The following is a 23,971-nucleotide window of genomic DNA, read 5'->3' as shown; positions in this document are numbered from 1 at the left end:
AGGGCCGGGAGGGGAGAGCCGTGCGACGGGCACGCGCGGCGGTGACGGCGGTGTTCGCCGTGAACGGCGCCCTGATCGCCGCCTTCGCGGTCCGCACGCCTTCGCTGAAGATGGATCACGATCTGACGGCTGGACTGCTCGGGCTCCTGACCGCCCTGTTCGGCGTGGCCGCGCTCGCCGCCACGCAGGTCGCCGGGCGCCTCGCGGCGCGGATCGGCAGCGCGTGGGTCGTGCGGATCGCCGCGGTCGCGCTTCCCCTCGCCCTGCTCGGGGTGGGCCTCGCCGGCGGGCCGGTCCGCCTGGCCGCGGCCATGCTCCTCGTCGGCGCCGCGAACGGGCTGCTCGACACGGCGATGAACGCGCAGGCGGTGATGGTCGAACGGGCGGCGCACCGTCCCATCATGAACGGCTGCCACGCGGCATGGAGCATCGGCTCCGTGGCCGGGTCGCTCACCGGTGGGGCCGCGGCGCAGGCGGGCATGTCCCTCACCACGCACTACCTGATCCTGGGAGCGGTCGTCATGGCCGTCGTCCTGGTGGTGGGCAGGGGGCTGCCGGCCGAGGAGCCTTCCGCGGGGCCCTCGCCCGCGCGTACGGGCGACGGCGCCGGACGGCGAGGATGGCGGGCCGGCTGGACACGCCGCGTCCTGCTCCTCGGCGCGATGGGCGCGGCGGTGCTGGCCTGCGAGGGGGCCGTCATCACCTGGAGCGGGGTGTTCCTGCACGAGGACCGCGGCGCCTCGCTGGGCGTGGCCTCGCTGGGCCTCGTCGCCTTCACCGCCTGCCAGACGGCCGGACGGCTGGTGGGCGACCGGCTGTCCGCCCGGCACCCGGCACGCGTCCTGGTGCGGAGCGGCACCGCGCTGGCGGCCGCCGGCCTGACCGCGGTGGTCGTGGCTCCCACGCCGACCCTCGCGGTCGCCGGGTTCGCCCTCGCCGGTCTCGGGCTGGCGACACCGCTGCCGCTGATCTTCAGTGCGGCCGGGCACGCGGGCACGGAGGAGGGCGGCACGGGAGCGACCGCCGCGGTCGCCCGGCTCACCACCATGACGTACTCCGCCATGCTGCTCGCGCCGGCGCTCGTCGGCCGCGTCGCACAGGCGCTCGGGCTGACCTGGACGCTGGCGCTGCTGGTGCCGCTGCTGGTGACCGTGGCCTGGAAGGCTCCGGTGGTGGCGCGCACCCCGTCGAGCTCCGCCCCACCCGTCGTTCCGGCCGGTGTGCCGGACGAGGCGCTCTGACGGCGCGGGGGCCGGGGGCAGGGCGCGCGCTCAGCCGCGGCCGGCGGCCTGCACGGCGGCATTCACGGTGTGCCGCAGCAGCAGTGCGGTGGTGACCGGGCCGACCCCGCCGGGCACGGGCGTGAGCGCCCCGGCCTTGTCCGCGACCGCGACCGCGTCGACGTCGCCGACCAGGCCGCCGTCCTCGGTGGGGTTGGTGCCGACGTCCACGACCACCGCCCCGGCCCGCACGTGCTCGGCCGTGATCAGCCCGGCGCGGCCGACCGCGGCCACGACCACGTCGGCCGCGGAGGTGACGGCGGCCAGCTCCCGCGTACGGGAGTGGCAGACCGTCACGGTGGCGTTCCTGTCCAGCAGGAGATGGGCGGCGGGCTTGCCGACCACGGTGGACCGGCCGACCACGGCGACGTGGCTGCCGACCAGGTCGACTTCGTGGTGGTCGAGGATCGCCACGACGGCCTCGGCGGTCGCCGGAGCGAAGGCGGGCAATCCCGCGGCCAGGCGGCCCAGCGACAACGGGTTGGCGCCGTCGACGTCCTTCTCGAACGCGATCGCGCCGGCCAGGTCCTCCAGCTTCGCTCCCTGCGGCAGCGGGGTCTGGAGGATGATCCCGTGCACGGTGTCGTCGTCGCTCAGCGCCGCCAGCCTGTCGCGGATCAGGCCGGGGGCGGCGTCCGCGCCGAGGTCGACGATGTCGCAGGTGATGCCGGCCTTCTCGGCGGCGCGGGCGATCGAGCGGACGTACCAGGCGCTGGACTCGTCCGCCGTGGCGACGACGACCGCGAGCTTCGGCGGCGTGCCGGCCGCGGTGAGCGCGGCGGCCCGCTCGGCGGCCTCGGTCCGGATCGACGCCGCGAGCTCCTTGCCGGACAGAACCCGGGCGCTCACTTCGCGATCTCCTCACGGACGGCGGCGGTGACCCGTTCGGCCCGCGCGGCGACCTCGTCCACCCCGGCCGCCTCGGCGGCCAGTTCGGCGCGGGCCCGCTCGTCCTTGATCCCGCCGAGGTTGATCTCGATGTTCACCCGGGCGGTGGTCGCCGCGGCCCGCGCGGCCTCGGTGGCGGCGGCGATGTCGGAGACGACGTTGCGGTTGCCGATGGGCAGCAGTTCCTCGGCGATGCCGACGACCTTCCTCGCGACGGCGACCACCTCGGCAGGGACTTTGCCGGCCCCCACCAGCGCCTCGGCGATGGCGGCCGATCGAGCCGCCTTCGCCTCGTCGGTGTCCTTGGGCAGCTTGTACGCCTCGGTCACCGTCGTGAACGCCGCCGCGTCGTCCTCGGCCAGGCGCAGGGCGCTCGACCGCAGTTCGTCGGTCTCGCCGGTGATCCGTTCGATCACGGCCGCGTGCTCGGCGTAGTTCTCGCCGGTGGTGTAGCGCGCGACCATGCCCAGCAGGGCCGCGGCCTGCGCGGCGTGCAGGGCCGCGGTGGCGCCTCCGCCCGGCGCGGGCACCCGATCGGCGAGGCGGGACAGGAAATCGCTGATCTTCTCGTCGCGCATCGCGCTCGTCCTCCGGTCGTCCTGGTTCGCGCATGGCGCGGTTCGCGCACGGGCACAGCTCGCGCGTGACATGACGCATGGCACAGTTCGCGCATGGCGCGGCCGGGAAAATCCTCCCACGTCTCGCTCGTCGCTCCGCGTATGGGCTCGTTCGTGTCAGCGGGACGGGCTGGCCGTCCGGGCCGCGGGCCGTACGGGCTCGGGCGGGGTCGTGGCGTGCCGGGACGGCCCGGCCGGGGCCTGACCGAGGAGGGTGCCGCCGAGGGCGAGGACCATCCCGAACAGTTGAACCGCGCTGAGGGCCTGACCGAGCGCCGCCCAGCCGATGACGGCCGCGGAGACCGGACTCAGCAGCGCGAGGAAGGCGACGGACGTCGCGGGGAGCCGGGAGATTCCGCGGAACCAGATCCAGTAGCCGAGGGCGGTGCCGACGATACCCAGGTAGACGTAGCCGAGCAGGTTCTCGCCGCTGAGCGCCGGCGGCGCGCCCTCGATCAGCAGGGCGACCGGGACGAGCAGCAGCCCGCCCGCGGTGAGCTGCCATCCGGTGAGGGCGAGGGCTCCGACTCCCTCGGGGCGGCCCCAGCGCTTGGTCAGCACGGTCCCGGCGGACATGGACGCGGCCCCGGCCAGCCCGGCGAGCACGCCGACCATGTCGAGCCGTGCCTCGGCGCGCAGGACGACCAACCCGACCCCGAGCAGTCCGAGAAGTCCGGCGAGCACCTTGCGCAGGGTCGGACGCTCGGCGAGCAACAGGGCGGCGAAGACGAGCGCGAACAGCGGCCCGACCGCGCCGAGCACCGCCGCGACGCCGCCGGGCAGCCGGTACGCCGCCAGGAACAGCAACGGGAAGAACGCCCCGATGTTCAACACGCCGAGCACCGCGGCCCGCCAGATCCACACGCCGCGCGGGAGCACGCGGCCGATGACCAACAATGCCAGCCCGGCGGGCAGCGCTCTCATCACCGCGGTGAACATCGGGCGGTCGGGCGGCAGGAACTCCGTGGTCACGGCGTACGTCGAGCCCCAGGCGAGCGGCGTCAGCGCGGTGAGGGCCAGCGTTCCGGCAGAACCGGACCGGGATGCGGCGAACATGCTCATAACGATTGCTCCTCGTTGATAATCTCAACGTTGAAATAACAGCATGAGACTCACGTAGACGTCAAACTAGTCAATGTTGAGATACTTAGTGTTGAGGGGTCGCCATGGACGATGCCGTCGATCTGCTGATGACGCAGTGGGCGCGGGAACGGCCCGACCTGGACGTATGGCCGATGGGGATCATGGGCCGGATCAGCCGGCTGTCGCGGCTGCTCGACCGGGAGCTGAAGGAGTTCTTCGCCGCGCACGGCCTCGAGCGCTGGGAGTTCGACGTCCTGGCCACGTTGCGTCGGTCCGGTCCACCGTACGAGCTGACGGCGGGAGCGTTGAACAGGGCGGCGATGGTGACCTCCGGCGCGATCACCAACCGCATCGACCGCATGGCGGCCAGAGGACTGGTCGAACGGATCCCCGACTCCGGCGACCGGCGGTCGATCCGGGTGAGGCTCACCGACCGCGGTCTCGCGCTCGTGGACGAGGTGCTGGAGCCGCACGTCGCGAACGAGGCGCGCCTACTGGCGTCATTGGACCCCCGGGAGCGCGACCACCTCGCCGCCGCCCTGCGCACCCTCCTCGCCTCCCTCGGCGACACCACCCTCGGCTAGCTCGATGCCGCTTGTTCACGTTCAGTGGTTGCCCGATCGGGGGCACACGTCTGTACCTGCACCGCATACAAAACTTGCTGGTGGAGGCCAACACGCTGACCGAGGTGCCGCTTCTCAGAGGGCAGAAGCAGTGTCACAGACATAGAACCCGGCCCGGATGTAGGTCGGCTCCTCGGGGAGACGCGGTCGGTGTGCTTCAGCCGGGCTGCAGGGCCTGCGCGAGATCGGCGGCGAGGAGGGACGTCGCCAAGGCAACAGTTTCAGGTTCACCGATGCCCTCTTCTGCGCGTCCCGCCATCCTCGCGCCGAGTGCGTCGGGCCCCGGTGCGAACAGCGCAGCCAGGTACCCGACGGCTTGGTCAGTGATCTCGCTGCTGATGGGGTCGCTGAGTAGGACGTTGAAGGCGGCACGGGCACGCCGGGTAGCACGCCGATCATGCGGGGGGATGCGTGCTCCTCGTGTGTTCTTCGCGCCGGGCCCTGCGAGAGCTTCGGGCACCATCAGATCGACAGGAATGCCCTCAGAGTTCAGCCATGCGCCAGGCTGTCCACCGATGGGGTCACGGTAGAACCCCGCACGGCTCATGGACTGCTCCAGAAGGGGCTCGTCCTCCAGCACCCTCGGATCGAGTGCGAGATCGCTGTCTTTCGTCGTCTCGGCCAGCGCAACGGGACTTCGCGCGGTGTGCAGATAGATGGCCTGCGCGCCAATCACGATCACGGCGTCGCGATGTGCATCCAGAGCGGACAGCGCATCAAGAAGCGCCGAGCGAGATCGAACGAGGAGGTCGCCTCTATCTACGCCAGGAGGATTCATTGCGCGTCATCCATTCGATGAGTTCTTCGGCTTCGGCAGGACTGCGCCCAGGACCTGTCATGAGATCAACGGCCACCTGGGATGGCGCTGCGATCATCAGCCCGGCGGCGTCGGCAAGGCCGCGAGCGAAGACGACGTCGATTTCGGGCTCGCCCACCATGACATTCGCCCCGGCATCGGCAGGACGGAGATCCCAAAGCTGTGCGGATCGCTCGGCGTCCGATGTATAGATCATCGCCGAGCGGGCGGGGGCGTAGGGGGCCCATGTAGCGGCGGCCAAGGTTCCGGTTACGGCGTAGCGAACAGGGCTTCCCGCCGCCCGCTGCAGAAGGTTCGATAGACCTCTCGGTGCTATCCAGCGGGTGACGCGGCTGTTCCGCACAAACCCGTAGTCCTCGCTCCATCGCCTCAGAAGTGCAACCCAGTCGGGCACGATGACAGCGCCCGAATTGTTTCGCCTTGCGAGGCCCTCTGCCTCGAGGAACTCGATCACCCGATAAGTCGACCCCGTGGAAACGCCCGCGACCTCGACCAATTCGCGGATCGCCCATGATTTGTCATGGTCCAGCAGTGCGCGTACGACCTTGGCCGCAGGAGCGCCCTTCAGCGTTCCGCGTGGTCTGCCAGGGCCGCGCCACGGGTCGCGGTCAGCCCCTCGGTCCGCTATGTAAAGTCCAGGCCGCGGCGCACTCACACGTATGTTGCCTGTCGCGTCGATGTAGGACAGGCCGGCACTGGAGAGCTGCTCACGTACCGGCGGTGACAGATATCTGGACACGACAACCCCACGGCTGCCTGGGATAGCTCCTGTAGAGGTGCTCAGTTGCTGAAGCAGTGCGGCGGTGTCGCGCCTTTCCACCAGGCGTTTGGCCTCCACCACTAGCATGACCGTGCTTCCATCTGGTGCTGTCACCTCCCAGAGCGCGTCGAAGCCGGTGTCGGGAACGCTGCCGCGGCTGCGCGACCGGACGTCCCACCCGGTCGGCAACCGGTCTTTCAGCACCGCGATCCCAGCCGTCAGGACTTCAGTCTCGTTCTGAGGCTGTGCCCTCGAGTCCATCTGATCTCCAGCCCTCGTATCGTTCGGAAAATAACTTACCTCCGCCGTCGGCGGAGTGACCGCATTTACCGAACGCCTCCCTCGGCGACACCACCCTCGGCTAGCCGGCATCCAGGGATGTCTTCCTTTCATTCCTGCCCTGGTCATGCAAGGAAGCGGCCCAACCGTTCACGGGCGATACGCCGATCAGTCGTATGCCAGGGCCCGTATGCGGGCGGCGTCCTCGTGGGGGAGGGAGACCACGGCGAGCGCCCGCCGGGAGTCCATCGGCCGGTAGGCCGTACGGGACAGGCCGGTCCAGGCGAAGGCGGGGCGGGTCTCGAAGCGGGAGGACGTGCAGGCGGCGGTTATCCGGCGGGCGGCGCGGTGGGTCCAGGGCAGGCCGCACCAGTCGTACAGGTCGCGGAAGCCGTCGAGGGGCGCGGCGCACAGATCCTCATACCGCACGACCCTGATGCCGGCGGCCCTCCGGGCCACCGTGTCGGTGACCCGCCGCGCGACCTTCCACAACACCGCCGCTCCGGTGGCCACGTCCCGGTTCCCGGCGAGCGCTCCGAGCTCGGCCGCGTACGGGTGGTCGCGCAGCAGGAGGGGCTGGCCGAGCAGTTCGCGCACGTCCACCCTCCAGCCGAGCCGCCGCCAGCTCCCGGCGAACGACACGGGGTCGCGGACCACGACGACCACCCGGCACCCGAGGCGGCGGGCGAACCACTCGGCGGACAGGAGCGCGAAGGGATCGTCGAGCAGCGCCCGCCTGGCCAGCAGGCGGCCCATGGTGAACGCCGTGCCGTACTTGGCCATCCGCGCGAGGTCGCCGGGCCCGTGGTTGCGGCGGATCTCGGCCTGCCAGTTGTAGCGCAGCGCGACCGTACGGGAGAACGCCGCCAGCCAGGGCGTCTCGTTGTCGGGGCAGATGTACTGGAAGCGGTGGGTCACCGACGCGTCGAGCACCCCAGGGGAGCGGCCCGGCGGGCGCTGCGGGTTCAGCGGCTCGTTGACGTAGACCAGCCGCCCGCTCGCCGTGAGCATCCGGCCCACCCAGCTCGTGCCGCTGCGCGGCAGGCCGGTGACCAGCACGGGAGGTTCCGCGGTCACGAGGCCGCCCCCGCAGCCCCAGCGGCCTTCGCAGCCGCGACCGAGCGGCCTCCGCCGAAGGGGCGCAGGCCGTAGCGGCGGTGGACCTGTACGGCGGGCAGCAGGTTCTTCACGAGCACGCCGCCCGACCAGCCCAGCACCGCCCCCAGCGCGCCGTACGCGGGCACGAGCACCACGTCCAGGGCGATCGTCACGGCGACGGCCGTCGTCACGTTGGCCAGGCTGGCGGCCGTGCGCCCGCCCGCGACGAGCACGACGTCGACCATGCCGCAGGCGGTCGCGACCATCATCGTGGCAGAAAGGACGAGCGCGATCGCGCCGCCGCCGGCGTAGGCGGGCCCGAACAGCGGGAGCAGCCACGGCGCGAGCGCCGCGTACCCCAGCCAGAGCGGCCAGGTGAGCACGACCAGCCACCTGGTGGTGGTCCGATACAGCGCGCGGGCGCCGTCCAGGTCGCCCTCGGCCAGGGCCCTCACCAGCCGCGCCTGCGCGGCCTGGGCGAGCCCCTGACCGGCGAGCTGCCCCAGCACCTTGAACCGGGTCGCCGCCGTGTAGACGGCCGCGGCGGCGGGACCCGCGAGCAGCGCGACGATCACCACGTCGAGCCGCTGGAACACCGACTGCACGGCCGCCGCGGCCGACCGCGGGGCGGTGTGCCGCCAGAAGGCGCCCACCTCCCCCACGTCGTGCGGCCCGAGCCCGCGCAGCCGTACGGCGGCCAGCACCGCGCCGGCCACGGTGGGAAGCGCCCAGGCGGCGGCCAGCACCGGCGGCGGGGCCCCGGCGAGCACGGCCGCGGTGACGAGGGCGAGCTGCCCGAGCGGCTGGACGGCCCCGGCGAGCAGCAGCGTCGGCCGCATGGTGCCGAGGCCGCGGGTGGCGCAGATCAGCACGTCCGACAGGGCGACGAACGGCAGGGCGGCGGCCAGCACGACCCAGACGCCGCCGGGCACGCCGGTGAGCCCGGCCAGCGGCCCGGAGGCCAGGACCACACCGGCGCCCGTCACGGCGGCGAGCGCGGCCACCGGCGCGAGGATCCCGCGGACCAGCCGCCGCCCCCCGTCCCGGCCGGCGCCGTCGACGGACCGGTTGCGGGCCAGGGCGTGGACGAGGCCGTTGCCGGTGTCCAGGCGGACGACGCCCGCGAGCATCAGGCACAGCGCGGTGGCCGTGAAGAACGCCCCGGCGGCCGCCGGTTCGAGCGACCGCGTCACCACCAGCACGAGCGCGAACTGCCCGCCCGCCGTGGCGCCCGCCGTGGCCAGGCCGGCGACTCCATGCCGGAAAAGGCCGCCTGGCCGCGGAGGATCGGTCAGCGCCGCCACGAGGGCACCGCTCCCAGCCACGGGACGAGCAGCGCGTCCCACGGCTCGAAGTGCTCGCGAAGCCGCCGGTGGACCGACGCGGGCATGGCCTCCCGCGGCCGGGCGTTGTGCCGCTCGAACTCCACGCCGCCGAGCCGGGGCAGTCCCAGGAACCCCAGCACCCGGTCGTACGCGGCGCCGGGGTCGCGGAACAGCAGTCCGCTGTCAAGGACCAGGATCCGGTCGCGCCCCACGAGCGGTTCCAGCCGGGCCAGCTGTTCGGCGTACCGTCCCCGGGCCAGGTAGGCGTGGTGCCGGTGCGCGTGGCTCGCGTATCCGGGGACGGTGCGCAGCCGTTCGGCCTCGCCGGCGAGGCGCTCCGGCTCCAGCGTGAGGGCGCGCTCGAAGCACGGCTCGGTCTCGAACCCCCGCGCCAGCTCGTGCGCGTGGGCGGAGCAGGCCCGCTCGACCGGGTCCCGGACCAAGGCGATCAGTTTGACCCCGGGGAGGTCCCCCGCGATGCGGGCCCCCGCCAGGGGATGGAACAGGTAGTAAGGGGCCGACTCGAACGCCTGGGGGGCATGGCCCCACCGGAATCGGAGCGCCTGCGCCCCGGACTGCAGCGGGAAGTGGGCGCGATACCAGGGCAGGCCCCGCTCGTAGGCCATGTCGAAGTAGTGGACGCCCTTGCGCAGCACCGGCTTCATGACCAGCGGGTGCCGGGACAGGGCGCGGTACAGCGAGGTGGTGCCGCACCGCTGCGCCCCGATGATCAGGAACGACGGCAGCACCCTGCCCGCGCTGGTCGCCCTCCCGGCGGCGAGCGAGACGGCGTGCGCCGAGTGTTTCAGCGCGGGGTGTTTCAGCGTTGACCTCAAAGCAGGCACTCCAGGTGATCGACCAGAGGGTTCAGCCAGACGGCGGGCGGCCCGAGCGGCTCCCGGCCGTCGCGGCGGTGCCGCTCGGCCAGGGCGACGAGATAGCGGACCGCCGTACGGCGTGCCTGGGCGACGTCGACGCCGAACGGTTCCAGGAGCCCGCCCGCCTGGGCGAGACAGGATCGGGCGGCGACCGGAGGCGGCATCCGGCGCAGCGCCCGGTGGAAGAAGTGGTGCAGGGCGTCGAAGCCGAGCGGCACGCCCACGGCGAACCGCTCCCAGTCCCACACGAGCAGCCGCCCGTCCGCACCCGCGGCGACGTTCCAGGGGGTGAAGTCGCCGTGCCAGGCCGCGGCCTCCCCGGTCCGCTCTTCGGAGCCCGCCTCGTCGTCGTACGGGCGGATGGCGGCGATCTCCCGCGCGGCCGAGATGAGCAGGCGGGCGGGCACGCGGCGGGAACCCACGCGGCGGGAGGTCACGGGCAGCGGCGACAGCATCAGCACCTCAAGACCCCGCCACGCACCGTGATACAGCACGTCGGGTGGCACGACGACCTTCAACGGCCGCCCGGCGAGCATGCGCAGCACCTCGCTCTCGTATCGCACCAGCCGCCTGGCCCGCGGCGAGTCGCCGATCTTCACGAACCCCGCGAGTCCCGACTCGTCGTACGCCTCCAGGATCGGTTTGCGGTTGGCGCGGCGGGCGGGCCTGACGTGGACGACGACCCGCATCCGGCGGCCGAGGACGTCGCTCAGGTGCGTCTCGATCGTGTCGGGCCCGCCGCCGACGGGCAGGCCGCGCCCCAGCGCGGTGTGCCACCACTCGCGCGGGACGACCCGCCGGGGGACGAGGCGGTGCGGCAGCACGCTGCGGACGCTCGGCCGGGCGCCGGGCCGGGAAGGGGGGAACAGCAGGTCCATCACCTCGTCCAGGTAGTGGAGACGATCGGCCGCGTCCCTCATCGCGCCTCCCCGGGGTCGGATGTCCTGGCGGTGTTGCGCCAGAGCAGGGCGAAGGAGATCAGATACAGGGTCAGGGCGCTGATCAGCCCGTCGTAGACGACCATGTAGAGCAGCACGAGGATCATCACGAGCGTCCCCGCCTTGCCGATCGGCGTCCGGTCGGCCCAGTAGCGCCGCACCGCGCCGGCGAAGAAGGCGACGTACAGCAGGGCCCCCGCGAAGCCCTGGCTGATCAGCAGCAGCCACAGCTGCCCGTCGCTGCCGAGCGGGGGATGGCCGCACTCCACGCACCACGAGCTGCGGCCCGTCGTGACCGTGCGGTGGCTGCCGTACGCGTTGCGGGTGTTGCCATACCCGATGACCGGCGAGGTGGCCGCGACCCGGACGGTGGCCGCGACCGTGAACGCGCGGATGCCGTTGCTCTGCGGGTTGTCCAGCCGTTGCGCGACGATCGTGCTCAGCGGCGACAGCAGGAACGCCGCCGCGGCGACGGCCGCGACCGCGCCGGCCAGGAGGGGGCGTGCGCCCCGGACCATCAGGTACGCCGCCGAGATCCCGAGCCCGATCCACAGGCCGCGGTTGAGCGAGTAGACGACCGGGACGGCGGCTGCGGCGAGCACGAGCACGGCCGCCGCCCGGCGGTACGGCCCGCCGTAGGTCCACCAGCCGACCACGAACCAGATCACGAGCACCGAGACGTCGCTGCCCCAGGCGTTGGCCCACTCGAACGGCGCCTCCGGGCGCGGCGCGGCGTGCCCGAGCACGTGCTGCATCTGGGCCGCCGTCGGGTGGATCAGGTTGGCGACGAACGGGTTGCCGCCGATCGACGACGGCAGCGCCATCTCCAGTGGCGAGGTGAACGCGAAGCCCGGCGCGAGCACGCCGAGCAGTCCGCCCGCGACGGCCGTCAGGAACAGCACGCCGAGCCACCTGACCAAGGTGCGCTGCGGCAGCTCGTCATGAGTGAGATTGCCCAGGTAGAGCACCATGATCAGGAGTGAGACGTAGACGGCCAGCCGCATCAGGTAGCCGACGACCCGGCCGGCGGCGAGCTCGCCGTATGTGCCGTCCGGCGTCTCGGCGAGCGCGAGCGCGCTGACCAGGTAGCCCGCCAGCAGCAGCGCCCACAGGCCGAAGCCCCTCGGCACGCGGATCGGCCGCCTGTGCCACAGCGCCACCGCCATCGGCACGGCCAGCACCACCACCGACAGCCCGCCCAGGCCGAGCGCCCACCAGAGCGGATAACCGAGCAGGAACGCCGCGATCGGCCACGCCGCCCGCGCGGGACGGCGCCGGTGCCGGGGGCGGGCCGCCGGAGGCAGGGCGGTGCGGGGGACGGGGATGGTCACGCGCCCCACTCCGCCGTCTCGGGGACGGGCGCGACGAACCCCGGCGGCACGGCGACGGCGCCGAGCACGCGGGCGCCCTGCCGGCCGAGCTGCCGCACGGCCCGGGTGACCTCCGGGGAGGTCGTCCGGCGCAGGGTGATCAGCAGCAGGGCGGCGTCGGGATGGGCGGACCGGCCGGTCACGACCGTCACCGGCACCAGGTGCGCCAGCGCGGAGCCCAGGCCCTTGGCGAGCTGCCTGGCCGTGCCCTGTGTTCGCACGCCTTCCAGGCTCCCTGCCCGCACGCCTTCGAGGCTTCCTGCCCCCACGCCTTCGAGGAGCAGCCGGTGGGGCCCGCCGCCCAGCGACGTGGCGACGGCGGCGGCCATCTCGTCGAGGACCGCCGCGTCCGGCCTGGCCGGAAGCTCGGCGAGCAGCGGCAGGCCGCACAGCCGTTCGACGTCCGCGCAGGTGCGGATGCGGGTGTCGAGCCGGTCGCGGCCGAACGCGGCCCCCGCCCCGGCGAGTACGCCGAGGAACAGGCCGCTGCCGAGGAAGAGCGGCGGGCTCGGATGGGCCGGCCGCGCGGGAGGCCTGGCGGGGCTGATCACCGTGCCCGGCGTCACCGCGACGGTCTTGAGCGCGTCGTAGCGCAGCGTGAGGTCAGCCACCTGCCGGGCGAGCACGGCCTGCCGCCTGGCCGATCCCGGTCCCGCCGCGGTCTGCCCGGTCGCGGTCCGGGTGGTCGTGGTCTGAGTGGTCTGGGTGGCCTGAGCGGTCGCCGCCTGGGTCGTCACGGCCTTGTCGAGATCGTCCTCGACCTCGCGCAGCCGCGCGGCGATCAGCTTCAGCTGGCCGCCGATCGCGTCCTCGGCGGCGCGGGCGCGGTTGCGCAGATACGCCTCCGCGTACGCCTGGGCCCCCGCGGCCGCGGCCCGGGGATCCGACGCCGAGTAAGAAATGGAAAGAATGGCGGAATTGGGAGGAACGTCCACGGTCACGTGCTCCCGCAATTCCTCCGGATCCGGATATTTCAGAATCGCGGCGGCCATGGTGGAGACGACCGCCGATCGGGCGATCTGCGATTCGGTGTCGAGGTTGAGGGGTTCCCGTTGCCGGGAGCTCGGCACGTTCAACTGTTCCTGCGCGCCGGTCGGCAATACCTGCACCTGGGCGACCGCGGTGTAACGCTCTGGGGTCATCGCGAGCGCCGCGGCGCCGCCGCCCACTCCGGCGAGCAGGCAGACGGCGGCGACCAGGCGCCTGCGCCGGAGCACAGAGCCGTATTCAGAAAGGTCGCGGCTGTGCGGCGGCAGGCTCATCGAACTCCCCGTGCCCTCGTTCGTCACGCGGCCGCGGCCGGCGGTGGGGCCACCGGTGCCCCCCGGATGAGGGAGGGGCAGCCGGGCGCGTTCGTGGTCCCGGCGGCGGTCCGGCGGGATCCGGTCTCGAACTATAAGCCGCCACGGAGTTTCGTCCCCGGCTATTGCCGAATTAGCGTCAGGCGATGGCCGCTCAATTAGCCGATGAAAACGGAAATATCCGTACTCGTGAGATGGGGAAACGGCCCCCGAAGCCACGGGGATTGATGGGATGGTGTTTGCCCATCCGTTCATTGCGTGGTCTGCCGAGGAAGGGGGCGCGATGAGACTCATCGCCGGCTTGGCCGTACTGGTGGCGGGGGTGTGCGCGACGGCCTGCGCGGGCACCGCCACGAGCGGGCGGGTGCCGGGCGGCGGCGCCGGGACGACGCCGGTCGCCTGCGCGGTCACGGACAAGCTCATCCCGACGTGCGGGGCGTGGTGGGGGATCGCGCCCGACGTCTTCTCCGGACGCGGCCCGATCCGCGCGGTGGACATGGCCGAACGGCGCATGGGCCGCCGGGCCGACATCGTGCACGTCTACCACCGGGGCGGAGAGCTCTTCCCGACCGCCGAGGAGCGGGAGATCGCCAAGGGGCCCCGCCTGCTGCTGGTGAACTGGAAGCCGGCGCTCGACCACACATGGGCCGAGGTCGCGCGCGGCGAGGTGGACGGGCGCGTCGACAGGCTCGCCGAGCACATCCGGCGCACCTTCCCCGGCCGGTTCTTCCTCACGATCCACCACGAGCCGGAAAACGACGTGCGCGAGGGCGGGGGATACTCGCCCGCCGACTACGTCGCGATGTACCGCCACGTGGTGACCCGCCTGCGGCAACAGGGGGTGCGCAACGCGGTGACCGTGATGACCTACATGGGCGCGCCCAACTGGGCGGCCAAGCCGTGGTTCGGCAGGCTCTACCCCGGCGACGACGTGGTCGACTGGGTGGCCTTCGACCCGTACGCGGACGACCGGGTGAGCGACTTCGCCGGGCTGGTCGACAAGACCCGGCCCGACGCGCCGGGCTGGCCCGGGTTCTACCGGTGGATGCAGGCCAGGTTCCCGGCCAAGCCGATCATGGTCGCCGAGTGGGGCGCCTTCGAGCGGCGCGGGGCACCCGCGTTCAAGCGCGACTTCTTCGAGTCGGTCCGGCGTCAGATCGGGGACTACCCCCAGATCAAGGCGCTGGTCTACTTCGACTCGCCGCTGGCGCCCCGGGGCGACACCAGGTTCGACACCACGCCGGGCGCCACCCGGGCGTTCGCGCAGCTCGGGCGGCTGCCTCGCTTCACGTCGACGCCGGTGCCGCCCTCCTGAGCCTTCGGCGGACGCCTCAGCGGACCCAGCCGCCCGAGGTGACGAGGTTCAGCACGGCGCCGACCGCGCGTTCGATCGTCATGTCCGTGGTGTCGAGGACGAGGTCGGCGTCCTCCGGCTCCTCGTACGGGTCGGAGATCCCGGTGAACTCCGGGATCAGCCCGGCCCGCGCCTTGGCGTACAGGCCCTTGCGGTCGCGGCGCTCGCACTCCTCCAGCGGCGTGGCCACGTGGACGAGCAGGAAGTCGCCGCCGACCTCCTCGACCATCGCCCGCACCTCGTCCCGGGTCGCGGCGTACGGCGCGATGGGCGCGCAGATCGCCAGGCCGCCGTGGCGGGCGACCTCGGCGGCCACGAAGCCGATCCTGCGGATGTTGCGGTCGCGGTCCTCACGCGAGAACGTGAGCCCCGCCGACAGCATCCGCCGCACGACGTCGCCGTCCAGGTAGGTGACCGTGCGGCCGCCCCGTTCGAGCAGCGCGTCGCGCAGGCCCCGGGCGATCGTCGACTTGCCCGAGCCGGACAGGCCGGTGAAGAACACCACGAGCCCCCGCTTGTGCGGCGGCCCGGGGATGGTGACCGGCGCGGGACCGGCGTAGTGCTCGGTGGCGCCGTAGTTGCGGGCCACGTGCTCGCGGAGTTCGAGGTCGATCTCGGCGTCCTCGCGCGGCGCGAGCGGCACCGCGACCACCGCCGCCCCCGGGAGCCGCTCGGCCGCCTTGAGCGCGGCGCGCACCACGGCGGGCCCGCCCTCGCCGAAGACGAGGGGCATGAGGAGCACGGTGGCGTCCAGTTCCTCGGCGGTCGCCGCCACGTCGTCGAGCGCGGCGCCGTCGAGCGGCCCGCGCATCGTCACCGCGAGGACCTCGCCGTCCGGCAGGTCCTTGCGCACCTCCTCCGGCGTGCGGCGCAGCCGGGAGAACGGTCCGTACACGGGGGCGTCGAGCGCCTCGACCGGCCCGGCGGCGTGGTGGCCGTCCCGCTCCGCGACGGTCAGCACCGCGACCGCCGCGCCCTCGGGGTCCCTGAGCGTCACCCGGTCGCCGGGCCCGAACTCGTCCGGGAGCGCGATCGTGATCGGGTCGGGCCAGGACGCCCCTCCGGGCAGCCGGCCCCGCTCGACCACGCTCTCCACCTCGGCCGAGGTGAGGAAACCGGTCAGCGGCGCGTACGCCCCGGACAGCAGCAGCTCCAGGTCCGCCAGCTCACGTGCGTCGGGCGTCCACTCGGTCATGGCTTCCGTTTCCGCTCGATTGTCCGCAGCTCGGTGGGTCGGATACGCACCCTACTGGCAACCGCACGCATAGCGTGCCGGTGCTCGGGGCGTCTACAGGCAGACATTAATCCGAGGAGGTGCTCGTGGACGCCGCAGAAGAGCGACGATTCCGCGAATTCGTGTCGGCCCGCGCGCCGGCGCTCATGCGGCTGGCCTATCTGCTGACCGGAGGAGACCAGCACTCCGCAGAGGACCTGCTGCAGACCGCTCTGGCCAAGGTCATCACGAGATGGGGGCGGCTCGACGAGCCCGAGGCGTACGTGCGCCAGGTGATGTACCGGCAGCAGATCAGCTGGTGGCGGCTCGCCTGGCGGCAGCGGGAGACCAGCGTGGCCGACGTGCCGGAGCATCCGGCCGGCCGCGCGGGCACCGACGAGGCCGAGCTGCGGATGATCCTGCGCAGGGCGCTCGCCCGGCTGACGCCCCGCCAGCGGGCCGTGCTCGTGCTGCGCTATCTCGAAGACCTGCCCGAGGACCGGGTGGCCCAGGTCCTCGGCTGCTCCGTCGGGACCGTGCGCAGCACCGCGCACCGGTCCCTCGCCCGGCTGCGGACGACCGCGCCGGAACTCGCCGATCTGCGCCTGAGTGAGGTGATCTCATGACGCCCCGGATGCTGAAGCGGACGCTGGAGGAGTGGTCGCGAGAGGTCCGCGTGCCCGGCGACCTCGCCGACCGCGCGCTGCGCCGCCGGTCGCGGCTGCGCCTGACGAGATTCGCGGGGGCGGTCTCGTGCGCGGCCGTCGTGGCGGCCGTGGCCCTGCTGGTGCCGCTGGTCGTGGCCCCCCTCTTCACCGCGGAGCCGATCTCGCAGGTCGGCGGCCCGCCGGTGGTGGTGCCCGTCCAGCCCTACCGGCAGACGACCCCCGCGGAGGACGTGCTCGCCGACACCGGGAACTCCCCGCCGAAGACGATGATCGCGGCGGGCAGAGTGGCCGTCTCCGCCTACTACACGTGGCGGTCGCGTACGGTCGCCGGGCGCAAGATGCTGGACCGCACGTGGTATCTCCTCGATCCGGCGACGAAGAGCTACGAGAAGACGGAGTGGGGCTGGACCGAGGTCGCACCCGGCCTGCGCTGGGCGGCGGTCCTGGAGAAGGACCTGCCCGTGCGGAGGATCGGCATCTTCGACATGGAGGCCCGGCAGGTGCGGGCCTGGGTGCCGGTGGATCACCCCGTGGGCGGCGTCGTCTGGTCCCCGGACGGCACGCGCCTGCTCGCCACCGCCTACGACGAGTCCCCCGACCTGGACAGGACGTCCGTCGACGAGCGACAGTGCCCGGCGCGGGTCGCCGCGACGCCGGAGGACCCCCGGCATCCGCCGTTCCAGACGATCTCCACCAGCCGGACGGGTTTCTACGTCGTCGACGCGGCCACCGCGACCGCGGGGGACTTCCACGCCGTCGATCCCTGCTGGACCGACAACAGCAACGTCAGGCGCGACTTCGGCTGGAGCGACGACGGCGCGCTGGTCCGCGAGGCCAGCAACATCTGGAAGCGGCCGGACGCCTTCTACGACCTGGAGGGCAGGCCGCACGACGCACCTTCCGGCTACGTCGCCACGGAGTCGAAGGCGGGCGTGTCGCCCGGCGGCACGCTGCTCGCCGGCCCCGACGGCATGCCCACCAAGGTCACCGAGCTGTCGACGGGCGAGATCGTGGGCCGTCAGCAGGTGCTCCAGCTCCTCGCCTGGGCCGACGACCACCGCCTGGTCGCGCTGGGCTGCGCGGGCACGTGCGGGAACGAGTTCCACAACGGCCTGGTCCTGGTGGGCGTCGACGGCGAGGACGCGGTCCCGCTGTCGGAATACCGGAAGAACACCCAGAAGCCCGAGGCGTGGGAGCCGACGCTGACCCTCAGGTAGCCGCCCAGATGTAGCGACTCAGATGAGGCGGGCGAAGTGGTTCTGCGGACGGCGGATCACCATGGTGATCTCGTCCTCGGTCCCGTTGAGCCCGCCTCGCGAGAGCGCGGCCACGACCCGGCAGACCACGGCGACCAGACCGCCGTGCGGACCCCGCCTGGCCGGGCCGCTCACCGCCGAGTAGTCCTCGGCGATCATGAGCCCGCGCATGAGGCAGTACGCCTGGATGCCCTCGCGGGAGGCCAGCGGCTCGTACATCGCCGGAAGCGGTCCCACGGACCCGGCCGGGGCGAGCGTGCGCCACAGCGCCCGCCGCAGCCAGCGGGGGGTCACCCGGTCGCAGAAGCCGTATGCCGACTTGCGGTCGCGCATCTTCAGCAGCAGCAGCCCGCCGGGGCGCAGCCCGGCCACGAGCCGGTCGAGCACGAGCTCGGCGTGCCGGATGCGTTCGAGGAGGAACGACACGTAGACGACGTCGAAGGAGCGGGGCGGGATCGGCACGAGACGCAGGTCGCCCAGGTAGGACGCCTCCAGGTCGCCGCGGTTGGCGGTGTGGGCCCGCAGGGGCGGCAGATCCTCGTCCACCCCCGTCATCCTCGGCTCGTAGCGCCCCACGTCGAGGGCGCCGCCCCGGCCGCATCCGGCGATGAGGATGTCGAGCCGCCGTCCGAGCTGGTCGGTCCACTGCTCGCGAATCCGCTGGCTGAACACGTCGTCCTGATCGGCGGACGACAAACGAACCTCTGTCATACCACTGAGAGTAATCATTTGACGACGCGCAGTTGCGCATTTGCCGTCACCCATCATGTCCGGACCGAGGAGCGAGCGGAGCGAGGCGAAGGGACAGGGCGTAGCCTTGGTAGCCGCGGCCCGGTTGGGAGCGTCTCGCGGATCTCCTCCGTAAGGGGGATCGGCCGGATGAACGGGGTCGCGTCCGCACGCCGGCTGTCTTTGTCACGGGGCTTTTGAAGGCATCGATGTCTCTTTCCGGACTGCTCGACCTCGTATCCGCCGAACCCAGGCTGGCCGCCGCGCTCGACGCCGCCGGGCAGGCCGCCCACCCCGGCGCCGAGCTGGTGGCGCCACCCGCGCTGCGGCCGTTCGCCGTGGCCGCGCTGTCCCGCGTACGGCCGGTGCTCGCCGTCACGGCGACCGGGCGCGAGGCAGAGGATCTCGCCGCCGCGCTCACGAGCCTGGTGGACGAGAGCTCCGTGGCCGTCTTCCCCGCATGGGAGACGCTGCCGCACGAGCGCCTGTCGCCGCGCAGCGACACGGTCGGCCAGCGCCTGGCCGTGCTGCGGCGGCTGGCGCACCCGATCGAGGGCGACCCCGCGGCAGGCCCGCTGCGGATCGTGGTGGCCCCGATCCGCTCGCTGCTCCAGCCCATCGTGGCCGGGCTCGGCGACCTGGCGCCCGTACGACTGCGCGCGGGCGACGACGCCGACCTGGACGACGTGGTGGCCCGGCTGGTCCAGAACGGCTACCACCGGGTGGACATGGTGGAGAAGCGCGGTGAGGTGGCCGTGCGCGGCGGCCTGCTCGACGTGTTCCCGCCCACCGAGGAGCACCCGCTGCGGCTGGAGTTCTGGGGCGACACGATCGAGGAGATCCGCTGGTTCAAGGTGGCCGACCAGCGCTCGCTGGAGGTCGCCCAGGACGGGCTGTTCGCCGCGCCCTGCCGCGAGCTGCTGCTCACCGACGACGTACGGCGGCGCGCCCGCGAGCTGGGGGAGGAGCACCCGGCGCTGAAGGACGTGCTCGACCAGCTCGCCGAGGGTGTGCCGGTGGAGGGCATGGAGGCGTTCGCGCCCGTGCTCGCCGGGGAGATGGACCTGCTGCTCGACCACCTGCCGATCCGGTCGGCCGTGTTCGTCTGCGACCCCGAGCGGATCCGCGGCCGGGCCGTCGAGCTGGTCCACACCAGCCAGGAGTTCATGGAGGCGTCCTGGATCGCCGCGGCGGCGGGCGGCGAGGCTCCGATCGACCTGGAGGCGGCCGCCTTCCGCACGCTCGAGGAGGTGCGCGACCACGCCGGCGAGCTGGGCCAGCCGTGGTGGAGCATCGCCCCCTTCGGCGAGGGCGTGGAGCTGGACGCGCAGGACGTCGAGGCCTACCGGGGCGACACGCAGCGGGCGCTCGGCGACATCAAGGGCTGGATGGGCGCGGGCAAGGCCGTCGTGCTGCTGAGCGAGGGGCACGGCCCGGCCGAGCGCATGGTCGAGCTGCTCAAGGGCGTGGACGTGGCGGCGCGGCTGGTGCCGTCCCTCGACGGTCCGCCGCCGAAGGACGTCGTGCAGGTCACGACGGGCCGCATCGACCACGGCTTCGTCACGCCGGACGTCGCCGTGGTGACCCACCTCGACCTCGTCGGGCAGAAGGCGTCCACCAAGGACATGCGGCGGCTGCCGTCGCGCCGCCGCAACATGGTCGACCCCCTCCAGCTCAAGGTCGGCGACCACGTGGTGCACGAGCAGCACGGCGTGGGCCGCTACGTCGAGATGGTGCAGCGCACGATCCAGGGCGCGACCCGCGAATACCTCGTGATCGAGTACGCCAGGGGCGACCGGCTCTACGTGCCGACCGACCAGCTCGACGAGGTCACGCGCTACGTCGGCGGCGAGGCGCCCACGCTCAACCGCATGGGCGGGGCCGACTGGGCCAAGGCCAAGACCAGGGCGAAGAAGGCGGTCAGGGAGATCGCGGGTGAGCTGATCCGGCTCTACTCGGCCCGGATGGCCTCGCCCGGCTACGCGTTCGCCTCCGACAGCCCCTGGCAGCGGGAGATGGAGGACGCCTTCCCGTACGCCGAGACGGGCGACCAGCTCGAAGCGATCGACGAGGTCAAGCGCGACATGGAGCGGCCCGTCCCGATGGACCGCCTGATCTGCGGCGACGTCGGCTACGGCAAGACCGAGATCGCGGTGCGGGCGGCGTTCAAGGCGGTGCAGGACGGCAAGCAGGTCGCCGTGCTGGTGCCGACGACGCTGCTCGTGCAGCAGCACCTGTCGACGTTCGGCGAGCGGTTCGCCGCCTTCCCGGTCGCGGTGAAGCCGGTCTCCCGGTTCCAGACCGACGGCGAGGTGAAGGCGACCCTCGACGGCCTGCGTACGGGCGAGGTCGACGTGGTGATCGGCACGCACCGGCTGCTGTCGCCCGAGGTCAAGTTCAAGGACCTCGGCCTGATCATCGTGGACGAGGAGCAGCGGTTCGGCGTCGAGCACAAGGAGGCCATGAAGCACATGCGTACGCAGGTGGACGTGCTCGCCATGTCGGCGACGCCGATCCCGCGGACGCTGGAGATGGGCCTCACCGGCATCCGGGAGATGTCGACGATCCTCACCCCGCCGGAGGAGCGGCACCCGATCCTCACGTTCGTCGGGCCGTACGACGAGAAGCAGATCGCGGCGGCGATCCGGCGCGAGCTGATGCGCGACGGGCAGGTTTTCTTCGTCCACAACCGGGTCCGCACGATCGACAAGGTGGCCTCGCGGCTGCACGAGCTGGTGCCGGAGGCGCGGATCGCGGTCGCCCACGGGCAGATGAACGAGAGCCAGCTCGAGAAGATCATGGTGGACTTCTGGGAGCGCAACTTCGACGTGCTCGTCTCCACCACGATCGTCGAGTCCGGCCTGGACGTGCCCAACGCCAACACGCTCATCGTGGACCGTGCGGACAACTACGGCCTGTCGCAGCTCCACCAGCTGCGCGGCCGGGTCGGCCGGGGCCGCGAGCGCGGCTACGCCTACTTCCTCTACCCGCCCGAGTCGCCGCTGACCGAGACCGCGCACGAGCGGCTCGCCACGATCGCCCAGCACACCGAGATGGGCGCCGGCATGTACGTCGCCATGAAGGACCTGGAGATCCGCGGCGCCGGCAACATCCTCGGGGCCGAGCAGTCGGGCCACATCGCCGGTGTCGGCTTCGACCTGTACGTCCGCATGATGGCCGAGGCCGTCCAGGAGCAGAAGTCCAAGCTCGCGGGCGAGGCGAAGGTGGAGGAGCGGCCCGAGGTCAAGGTCGAGCTGCCGATCAACGCCCACGTGCCGCACGACTATGTCACCTCCGAGCGGCTGCGCCTGGAGGCGTACAAGCGGATCGCGGCCATCGGCTCCGAGGACGACATCGCGGCCGTCCGCGACGAGCTCACCGACCGGTACGGGAGGCCGCCCCAGGAGGTGGACAACCTGCTGGAGGTGGCGCGCTTCCGGATCAAGGCCCGCAAGGCCGGGCTGACCGACGTGACGCTGCAGGGCCAGCAGATCAGGTTCGCGCCCGTGGAGCTGAGGGACTCCCAGCAGGTGCGGCTGCAGCGGCTCTACCCCCGCTCCATCTGGAAGCAGGCGACGGGCATCCTGCTCGTGCCGGTGCCCAAGACCAAACCGATCGGCGGTCAGCCACTACGCGACCTCGACCTGCTGAAATGGTGTGGGGACCTGGTCGAGGCCCTGTTCCTGGAGCCGATGCGGGTACAGTGACCCGCGAAATTGTCAACATACGCGTGGCCGGTGTCGTTCGGGAGGATCGTCCGTGAAGTCGTATCGAGTGCGCGTCGCCGTGGCGCTGGCGGCGGCCGGGGTCGCCGTGACCGCCTGCGGTGGCCCCGTGCAGGCGGGTTCCGCGGCCATCGTGGGCAAGGAGCGCATCACCTCCAGCGAGCTGAACGACGAGGTCCGCGCGCTGCGCGCCGACCTGGCCGCCAACAAGATCCCCGAGGACCAGCTCCAGCTGTCCTTCTCGCTGCCGCAGACGGTCCTGCTCAACATGACCACGAGCAGGCAGTTCCGGGAGCTCGGCCGGAGCAAGGGCGTCGTGGTCACCGACCGGGAGGTCGACGACGTCGCCACGGCGCAGGGCGGCTGGGACCAGTTCAACAAGGTGCTGCTGGCCAACGGCATCCCGCTGGACGAGGGCCGCGACTTCATCCGCGCCGTCGTCATCCGCAACAAGCTGGCGCAGCAGTCCGGCGCCGGTCAGGACCAGGCGAGCCAGCAGGCCGCCCTCCAGAAGGTCGTCCAGGAGGCCGACTCGGCCGTGCCGGTGAAGTACAGCCCGCGCTACGGCAAGTTCGACCCCCAGCAGGGCTTCGTCGCCGACGACCGCTTCGGCTCGGCGGGCGGGGCCACGGCGGGCGAGGCCGCCGCGGGTGCGGCAGGCGCCGCCCAGGCCGGCTGATCGCACGCCTGAGCGGTATGGCCGGCGGCCCGGCGACGCCGGGTGGGCGGGCTCATTAGGCTGAGGCCATGGCGTTGATCGTGGTGACCACCTCGCCCCGGGTCGCTCCGGGCCTGCTCGCGCCCGCGGCGTGGAAGGCCCTCACCCGAGGGCGGGTGCTCACCGGCACCCCGGACCACCCCTACCTGCCCTATCTCGACGAGGCCGGCGTACGGGTCGAGGTGGTGACCCCCGACCCCGGCGCGGTCGCCCGCGAGAGCCGTACGGGGACGGTGGTGTGGCTGGCCGCGCAGGACGGCGACGAGGACTTCATGCGCGCGGTCGGCCACGCCGCGATCTCCCTGGACGAGCCGCCGGAGATCGAGGTCGTCCCCGGCTCCTACGACCTGCCCGGAGCCCGGCTGCTCGACCTCGTCCAGGTCATGGACCGGCTGCGTCGCGAGTGCCCGTGGGACCGCAAGCAGACCCACGAGTCGCTCGTGCCCTACCTGGTCGAAGAGGCATACGAGGTGCTGGAGACCATCCACGAGGGCGCCTACGGCCCGCCGCTGCGCGAGGAGCTCGGCGACCTGCTGCTCCAGGTGGTGTTCCACGCCCGGCTCGCCCAGGAACGGATGGGCCCGGAGGAGGCGGCCGGGGACGGCTTCGACATCGACGACGTCGCCGCCGGGATCGTGGAGAAGCTGGTCCGCCGCCATCCGCACGTCTTCGCGGACGTCGAGGTCTCCGGCGCGGGTGACGTCGCCGACAACTGGGAGGCGATCAAGGCGGCCGAGCGGGCCGCCAAGGGGGAGACAGGCTCGGCGCTCAGCGGCGTGCCCATGGGCCAGCCGGCGATCTCCCTGGCCGCCCAGCTCCTGCGCCGGGCCGGCCGAGCCGGGGCGCCCGCCTCTCTCGCCGGCGACCTCGCCCCGCCCGCCGGCGCCCGCCTGTTCGCGCTCGTACGGGAGACCCAGGACGCGGGGCTCGACCCCGAGGCCGAGCTGAGGGCGGCGGCCAGGGAGTACCGGCGGCGCGTGGAGCAGTGGGAGGACGCCGCGGACACGCCGTGAACGGGCGGCCCTGCGCCGTACCGAGTAGTAGGGACCGA

20 protein-coding genes and 1 pseudogene are annotated in these 23,971 nt (G+C 72.6%); 8 read left to right on the top strand and 13 right to left on the bottom strand.

The annotated features are described in order from the left end of the window. The first annotated feature begins 20 nt into the window (after positions 1 to 20). Positions 21 to 1,241, top strand: coding sequence for an MFS transporter (locus tag QSK36_RS27695; RefSeq protein WP_285784392.1), 1,221 nt, complete (start codon positions 21 to 23; stop codon positions 1,239 to 1,241). A gap of 30 nt (positions 1,242 to 1,271) precedes the next feature. On the opposite strand, the gene QSK36_RS27690 is transcribed toward QSK36_RS27695, so the two are convergent. The 3 genes from QSK36_RS27690 to QSK36_RS27680 all read right to left on the bottom strand — a co-directional run bounded on the left by QSK36_RS27690 (position 1,272) and on the right by QSK36_RS27680 (position 3,847). Then, entirely contained in the window at positions 1,272 to 2,129 is an 858-nt protein-coding gene (locus tag QSK36_RS27690; RefSeq protein WP_183542710.1) for a bifunctional 5,10-methylenetetrahydrofolate dehydrogenase/5,10-methenyltetrahydrofolate cyclohydrolase, read from the bottom strand. Next, complete coding sequence (locus QSK36_RS27685; protein WP_285784391.1) at positions 2,126 to 2,746, bottom strand: cyclodeaminase/cyclohydrolase family protein; 621 nt, start codon at positions 2,744 to 2,746, stop codon at positions 2,126 to 2,128. Before QSK36_RS27685 ends, QSK36_RS27690 begins: the two co-directional genes overlap by 4 nt. A 156-nt stretch (positions 2,747 to 2,902) precedes the next feature. Continuing rightward, a complete protein-coding gene (locus QSK36_RS27680; protein WP_285784390.1) occupies positions 2,903 to 3,847 on the bottom strand; it encodes an EamA family transporter in 945 nt (314 codons plus the stop codon). A gap of 104 nt (positions 3,848 to 3,951) precedes the next feature. Between QSK36_RS27680 and QSK36_RS27675 the strand changes: the two genes are divergently transcribed. Next, on the top strand, positions 3,952 to 4,452 hold the full coding sequence (locus QSK36_RS27675; RefSeq protein ID WP_183542704.1) for a MarR family winged helix-turn-helix transcriptional regulator: 501 nt from the start codon (positions 3,952 to 3,954) through the stop codon (positions 4,450 to 4,452). Positions 4,453 to 4,648: 196 nt separating this feature from the next. Here QSK36_RS27675 and QSK36_RS27670 read toward each other — a convergent pair whose 3' ends face one another. The 8 genes from QSK36_RS27670 to QSK36_RS27635 form a co-directional block, all read right to left on the bottom strand. After that, positions 4,649 to 5,173, bottom strand: a complete 525-nt coding sequence (locus QSK36_RS27670; RefSeq protein WP_285784389.1) for a hypothetical protein — start codon at positions 5,171 to 5,173, stop codon at positions 4,649 to 4,651. 73 nt (positions 5,174 to 5,246) lie between these two features. After that, on the bottom strand, positions 5,247 to 6,329 hold the full coding sequence (locus QSK36_RS27665; RefSeq protein ID WP_285784388.1) for a hypothetical protein: 1,083 nt from the start codon (positions 6,327 to 6,329) through the stop codon (positions 5,247 to 5,249). 186 nt (positions 6,330 to 6,515) lie between these two features. Beyond that, the gene (locus QSK36_RS27660) at positions 6,516 to 7,424 is read right to left on the bottom strand and encodes a sulfotransferase (protein WP_285784387.1); all 909 of its coding nucleotides are present in this window, start codon (positions 7,422 to 7,424) and stop codon (positions 6,516 to 6,518) included. Then, positions 7,421 to 8,770 carry a lipopolysaccharide biosynthesis protein gene (locus QSK36_RS27655; RefSeq protein WP_285784386.1) on the bottom strand — a complete coding sequence of 450 codons (1,350 nt, stop codon included), beginning with the start codon at positions 8,768 to 8,770 and terminating at the stop codon, positions 7,421 to 7,423. The genes QSK36_RS27660 and QSK36_RS27655 overlap by 4 nt, the downstream gene beginning before the upstream one ends. Further along, positions 8,737 to 9,615, bottom strand: coding sequence for a sulfotransferase domain-containing protein (locus QSK36_RS27650; RefSeq protein ID WP_502883345.1), 879 nt, complete (start codon positions 9,613 to 9,615; stop codon positions 8,737 to 8,739). Before QSK36_RS27650 ends, QSK36_RS27655 begins: the two co-directional genes overlap by 34 nt. Continuing rightward, complete coding sequence (locus QSK36_RS27645; protein ID WP_285784384.1) at positions 9,603 to 10,568, bottom strand: hypothetical protein; 966 nt, start codon at positions 10,566 to 10,568, stop codon at positions 9,603 to 9,605. Before QSK36_RS27645 ends, QSK36_RS27650 begins: the two co-directional genes overlap by 13 nt. Continuing rightward, complete coding sequence (locus QSK36_RS27640) at positions 10,565 to 11,917, bottom strand: hypothetical protein (protein WP_285784383.1); 1,353 nt, start codon at positions 11,915 to 11,917, stop codon at positions 10,565 to 10,567. Before QSK36_RS27640 ends, QSK36_RS27645 begins: the two co-directional genes overlap by 4 nt. Continuing rightward, positions 11,914 to 13,218, bottom strand: a complete 1,305-nt coding sequence (locus QSK36_RS27635; RefSeq protein ID WP_285784382.1) for a YveK family protein — start codon at positions 13,216 to 13,218, stop codon at positions 11,914 to 11,916. Before QSK36_RS27635 ends, QSK36_RS27640 begins: the two co-directional genes overlap by 4 nt. 322 nt (positions 13,219 to 13,540) lie before the next feature. Between QSK36_RS27635 and QSK36_RS27630 the strand changes: the two genes are divergently transcribed. Continuing rightward, positions 13,541 to 14,572, top strand: a complete 1,032-nt coding sequence (locus QSK36_RS27630; RefSeq protein WP_139577296.1) for a glycoside hydrolase family 26 protein — start codon at positions 13,541 to 13,543, stop codon at positions 14,570 to 14,572. Positions 14,573 to 14,588: 16 nt separating this feature from the next. On the opposite strand, the pseudogene cysC reads toward QSK36_RS27630, so the two are convergent. Beyond that, positions 14,589 to 15,827: pseudogene (gene cysC / locus QSK36_RS27625) on the bottom strand (adenylyl-sulfate kinase); the annotation flags it as partial. A gap of 104 nt (positions 15,828 to 15,931) precedes the next feature. Here cysC and QSK36_RS27620 point away from each other — a divergent pair. Then, complete coding sequence (locus QSK36_RS27620; RefSeq protein WP_183542689.1) at positions 15,932 to 16,450, top strand: SigE family RNA polymerase sigma factor; 519 nt, start codon at positions 15,932 to 15,934, stop codon at positions 16,448 to 16,450. Continuing rightward, positions 16,447 to 17,709 (top strand): hypothetical protein, encoded by a 1,263-nt coding sequence (locus QSK36_RS27615; RefSeq protein ID WP_285784381.1) that lies wholly within the window; start codon positions 16,447 to 16,449, stop codon positions 17,707 to 17,709. Before QSK36_RS27620 ends, QSK36_RS27615 begins: the two co-directional genes overlap by 4 nt. An 18-nt stretch (positions 17,710 to 17,727) precedes the next feature. On the opposite strand, the gene QSK36_RS27610 is transcribed toward QSK36_RS27615, so the two are convergent. Continuing rightward, a complete protein-coding gene (locus QSK36_RS27610; RefSeq protein WP_285784380.1) occupies positions 17,728 to 18,459 on the bottom strand; it encodes a methyltransferase domain-containing protein in 732 nt (243 codons plus the stop codon). A gap of 227 nt (positions 18,460 to 18,686) precedes the next feature. Between QSK36_RS27610 and mfd the strand changes: the two genes are divergently transcribed. From mfd to QSK36_RS27595, 3 genes are all read left to right on the top strand, one after another. After that, on the top strand, positions 18,687 to 22,184 hold the full coding sequence (mfd, locus tag QSK36_RS27605) for a transcription-repair coupling factor (protein ID WP_285784379.1): 3,498 nt from the start codon (positions 18,687 to 18,689) through the stop codon (positions 22,182 to 22,184). Positions 22,185 to 22,236: 52 nt separating this feature from the next. Next, a complete protein-coding gene (locus QSK36_RS27600) occupies positions 22,237 to 22,881 on the top strand; it encodes a SurA N-terminal domain-containing protein (RefSeq protein ID WP_285784378.1) in 645 nt (214 codons plus the stop codon). 68 nt (positions 22,882 to 22,949) lie between these two features. After that, positions 22,950 to 23,933 (top strand): nucleoside triphosphate pyrophosphohydrolase, encoded by a 984-nt coding sequence (locus QSK36_RS27595; protein WP_285784377.1) that lies wholly within the window; start codon positions 22,950 to 22,952, stop codon positions 23,931 to 23,933. The last annotated feature ends 38 nt before the right edge of the window (positions 23,934 to 23,971 follow it).

The organism is Microbispora sp. NBRC 16548 (assembly GCF_030268985.1).
Taxonomy (GTDB): domain Bacteria; phylum Actinomycetota; class Actinomycetes; order Streptosporangiales; family Streptosporangiaceae; genus Microbispora; species Microbispora catharanthi.
The sequence above is the reverse complement of the archived record's forward strand: the minus strand, read 5'-3'. Positions and strand labels throughout refer to the sequence as shown.

What these genes read in the sequence shown, in the direction of transcription:
- QSK36_RS27685 (WP_285784391.1), bottom strand. Translation starts at nt 2,746, where the DNA reads ATGCGCGACGAGAAGATCAGCGATTTCCTGTCCCGCCTCGCCGATCGG.
- QSK36_RS27680 (WP_285784390.1), bottom strand. Translation starts at nt 3,847, where the DNA reads ATGAGCATGTTCGCCGCATCCCGGTCCGGTTCTGCCGGAACGCTGGCC.
- QSK36_RS27675 (WP_183542704.1), top strand. Translation starts at nt 3,952, where the DNA reads ATGGACGATGCCGTCGATCTGCTGATGACGCAGTGGGCGCGGGAACGG.
- QSK36_RS27665 (WP_285784388.1), bottom strand. Translation starts at nt 6,329, where the DNA reads ATGGACTCGAGGGCACAGCCTCAGAACGAGACTGAAGTCCTGACGGCT.
- QSK36_RS27645 (WP_285784384.1), bottom strand. Translation starts at nt 10,568, where the DNA reads ATGAGGGACGCGGCCGATCGTCTCCACTACCTGGACGAGGTGATGGAC.
- QSK36_RS27635 (WP_285784382.1), bottom strand. Translation starts at nt 13,218, where the DNA reads ATGAGCCTGCCGCCGCACAGCCGCGACCTTTCTGAATACGGCTCTGTG.
- QSK36_RS27630 (WP_139577296.1), top strand. Translation starts at nt 13,541, where the DNA reads ATGAGACTCATCGCCGGCTTGGCCGTACTGGTGGCGGGGGTGTGCGCG.
- QSK36_RS27615 (WP_285784381.1), top strand. Translation starts at nt 16,447, where the DNA reads ATGACGCCCCGGATGCTGAAGCGGACGCTGGAGGAGTGGTCGCGAGAG.
- QSK36_RS27610 (WP_285784380.1), bottom strand. Translation starts at nt 18,459, where the DNA reads ATGACAGAGGTTCGTTTGTCGTCCGCCGATCAGGACGACGTGTTCAGC.
- mfd (WP_285784379.1), top strand. Translation starts at nt 18,687, where the DNA reads ATGTCTCTTTCCGGACTGCTCGACCTCGTATCCGCCGAACCCAGGCTG.
- QSK36_RS27595 (WP_285784377.1), top strand. Translation starts at nt 22,950, where the DNA reads ATGGCGTTGATCGTGGTGACCACCTCGCCCCGGGTCGCTCCGGGCCTG.